This window comes from Limnospira sp. PMC 1279.21, from assembly GCF_032349615.1.
GTDB lineage: Bacteria > Cyanobacteriota > Cyanobacteriia > Cyanobacteriales > Microcoleaceae > Limnospira > Limnospira fusiformis.
The window spans coordinates 1-4,193 of sequence record NZ_JARPLU010000269.1; the positions used below are offsets into that span (position 1 = coordinate 1).

The 4,193-nt window shown below is 49.2% G+C and carries 2 protein-coding genes; both read right to left on the minus strand.

The features are described from left to right. Positions 1-1,265, minus strand: a 1,265-nt coding sequence (locus P5683_RS23155; RefSeq protein WP_315648937.1) for a DUF4912 domain-containing protein, incomplete at its 3' end; no start/stop codon positions are given. A gap of 302 nt (positions 1,266-1,567) precedes the next feature. Continuing rightward, complete coding sequence (locus P5683_RS23160) at positions 1,568-3,919, minus strand: IMS domain-containing protein (protein WP_008053305.1); 2,352 nt, start codon at positions 3,917-3,919, stop codon at positions 1,568-1,570. Positions 3,920-4,193: the final 274 nt, after the last annotated feature.

Here is a 4,193-nt window from a genome sequence, read left to right on the forward strand (position 1 = left end):
ACACCGGACCCGACACCGGACATGGAGTAACCTAAACCGACACCGGATTCTGTTATCCCTAAGCCGACACCAGACATTCCGACACCGGACATGGAGTAACCTAAACCGACACCGGATTCTGTTATCCCTAAGCCGACACCAGACATTCCGACACCGGACATGGAGTAACCTAAGCCGACACCGGACATACCGACACCGGACATAGAATAGCCTAGGGCGGAACCGGATTCAGTCATTCCCACACCGGACATGGAGTAACCTAGGGCGGAACCGGATTGAGTTACGCCTAAGCCGACACCGGACATTCCGACACCGGACATGGAGTAACCTAGGGCGGAACCGGATTGAGTTACGCCTAAGCCGACACCGGACATTCCGACACCGGACATAGTTTCACCGACACCTGATGCCCACTTACCGACACCAGAGGGGAAAATATAGGAACTGATGCCATGTTGGAAACTGGAAACATGGTGCATGGAACCAAATAGGGAACCAGCGATGCGTTGAGCTTCTGCTTCTTTGGCTAGATTGAAGAGGTCGTCGTAAATGCGATCGCCATAAGATAAGCCAGGGGGTGATAGTTGGGCAAAAGTTTGACCTTTGAGTTCATCACCCCAAGATACTGTAATGAATTGGTCATCAATCCACTCAGAGGGATAAATGGGGGGAATCCGAACCGCCTGGGAACGGGCCATAGCTAACCAGCGACCATCAGCGCAACGGTAGCCAATTTCGATCACATAATCGCGATCGCTTACAGGAATTGGTAAATACCATTCCCGCGCCATTTCATCGCAAGGGTATTCCTGAACGCTGTGGGGACTCTGATTGCTGAGATTTATACCTGTTACGTCATAAATCCGTAAAGCCAGTTGTTGCCCACCTAATCGCCGGAATTGTTCTTTTTGTTGACTGGAGATATCCCAGTAAGCATAAGCCCATTCCGGGTCTCTTGCCATCAGAACTACGCGACTTTCACTATATCCGCTGCCAAGTTCCACTAGATTTTCATCAACTGAGGACAGGAAATCATCTGTTTGTTCTTCCTGGCCTAATGTAAACTTTGCTACTTCCACTTCTGCTTTTGCCTCCAAAGTACGGGATTGACTAGGGGATGAAAATCTTTGACGTTCAATATCTTGAATGGCAGCTAAAAGCTGGGCTTTACGCATTCGGCTATAGCGAGAAATACTGTACTCGCTGGCGACTTTGCGTAATTGTCGCAATGTCATTTCTTCCAAGGGGGGTCTTTCTTTTGCCATAGGTTGGTGATCTCCATGTGTTCAGACAGCAGGCTGTTGGCTCTGTAGATTTTCTTTGGGATCGTGGGGATCGCTCTCGTTAATCAACATATTGCAGAAAATATCCAGAGGGGTCAAGGGGTAATCCCAAAAATTATAAGTAAATATACTGTTTTATAAGGTTTTTGGGATCATTGTGTCATAGTTTCATGATATATCATGGCATTGGGGATCGTCTGCATCCAAAAAAAAATCCCCGGCGTGGGCCTGGGGTTGTAGGTAGATTCTTAAAAAGTGGAGTGGGGGGTTGGGCGTGGCCAAAGCTAACGAATTATCTCCCAATCCCGTATCCGCCAAGGACCCTGATCTCGGACGAGTTGATATCGAACCTGTAGGGTGCTATCCTCAGACCTCTCCATTTGATTACCTTGATAGAATTGGGTAACTTCCCGCACCTGAGCATCAACAGTACCTTGATTGGGATTATTCTCATTGACATCAACACTCTGGACCCTAACTTCATGCTGAAAACGCCTGTGGGAATTTTCCTGCCTTAATGACTCGGAAAGCCCCATCCACCGAGCCAGGGAAGGCTCAACCAAAATTTCCCTTAATCCTTCAGTTTGATGTTCAGGACCTAGAGCGGCAGATTTAGCAGTCAACCACTGATTAACTACCTGTTGGGCTACAGTGGGGTCCAGGTCAGCCGCTAGGGGGTTCTCTGGTTCGGGTTCAGGAATAGCGATCGGAGAATTATCAAGGCGGATTTCGGGTCCATCGACTGTCAATCTCGGCCCACCCATTCCCTCTAGGGCATTACCAATCCAACCCCAAATGGCACTCAAAATCATCCATAATAACCAAATCCCAAACAATCCCACCAAACCTACCAAGATTAATCTTTTAACCTTGTAGTTGGATTCATGAGTTGACTTACCCCTACTTCGTCTAGGAGAGTGAGACTGAGGGCTACCCTGACCCAGTGGTGGCAGATTAGCCGTAGGAGTACCGTTTAATCGGGCGCTAGAAGATGCCACCGGAGAGGGTTGATGAGATGTAGATGAACTCCCTCTGGCTGGTTTTTGTAGGTAGGTCGATTCATTAGTAGATTGATTGAATCTACCTGGCGGGGTGGTTTTGGGAACCTGTGCGGAGGGAGAATTAGCACCACTATGGGATGACTGAGAGCCTGTAGGCATTCCCACAGAACCGGTAGGCGAATGCCCATTGCTTAGACCATCAGGACTAGAGGAGTAAGGTGCTGATTGAGCGGGATTTGCAGATGTTGAAACTGCGGGGGTCGATCCCGATTGCGCGTAAGTCAATTCATTATCTGACCTACTGCTGCGGCGAGGTTGTACTACTACCCACTCATTTGATGTGGCACGCGCCTCGGCGGGAAGTGCCTCTAAATAGGATTGAACCTGCTTATTAGCAAAATATTCTTTGAGAGAAACTGACTGATTTTGCAAATCCCGGAAATGGGGGAAAACTTCTTCGGCTAACCAGTGTTCTGCATACAGACATAACCCGGGTAACAGGTCTGGGGAATCTACAGAATTTTCCCGAATAAAGGCGATCGCTTCCTGTTCCTGGCTCAAATCTAAGGCTCGACTAGCTTCTTCAGTTTGTCCTAGTAACAGACAACAAACTGCTTTTTCTAAATGCACGTCCTGGCGGCGACCTAACTGCATTAACATTAACTTAGCTTTGCGAATCAAAGCAGGTTGGGCGCGTGCAAATCCCTGAGCCAATAAAGCATAAACAGCCAGGTATGTGCTAACGGCGGAGGGACGATGAGCCTCCATCTCAAATAGGGTCTGTTGTTCGGTGGTGGTTAAAGAACTACGCAATTGCTGGATAAAGCGTAGAAAATCTTCGACATTCAGACCAGAGCGATCGTCACCGTGACCATCAATACCCCCCCTTTCGTGGAGCATTTCCCGCAACAATTGCAATCCCCGCCGACGTTCATCAGCTTTTTGTTCTGGTAGTTGCAGCAGTTCGATGATACGGTAGGGGCGCAGTTTATAAAGGTCTGCCTGCATTTCTCCCCGTAGACTCGCAAACAGGCTTTCTCGTAACAGTAAATCTTGACCCGATTCTAGGGAAATAGCAGCGTTTTCATATTGCCGAGACTGCCACTGTTCCCGACCTAGTTCTAAATATGCTAGGGCTACGGTGAGAATTATATCCGGCAAAACTAGATCAGGATCTCCAAACCGACCATCTTTCAGACCAATACTGCTGGTTCCTATCAAGGGACGAGTCAGGGCGACAACTTGTTCATATTCCCCTAATTCTTGCAAGATCAGCAATGCGCCGACAAACTGGCGATCGTCTATCTCTATACTGGCTCGGTGAGAATCTGCGTCCTTTCCACCCCCGGCCCCCGACAGGCTCATGACATTCGGGCCTCCGAGGGTTCTCACGGTACGCGAGCCAGGATCGTAGGTCTTGGCTAGAAAACCCATGTCATAGGCCCCGCGTTGGTCTGGGTCTGACAGGACTGCGTAGGCTTCATCAATTAACTGCTTTCGAGCATCGATCGCTAGATCAGAATACTCCCGCCTGGGAAGCTGCTGTTGGCGATCGCCTCGAGCCTGCTTTAACTGGTCCGCAGTCGCTTGGATTGGTAAGCCTAAAATTCGGTAGTAATCTAGTGGAATACGCATTCTGGTTCATCCCCAAGGGCGAGCGACTGATTTAGGGCGGGTTGGGCATCTTCCCGGACCATGCCATCTCACTGTCCGGGATATAGGGCAGGGGTCAGGAGGAGTGGCGGAAGACGGAGTAGGGAAAAAAATTGTCGGTTTACTATTCCTATTCATCGGGTCTTTCCGAAAAACCAGTTTAACCGACCCCTACCAGGCGAGTTCGTGTGGCTTATCTGTCACGTAAAACTCCTGGGAGGGTTGGAAGCTCCGTGATTGATCACGGAGAGGAAAT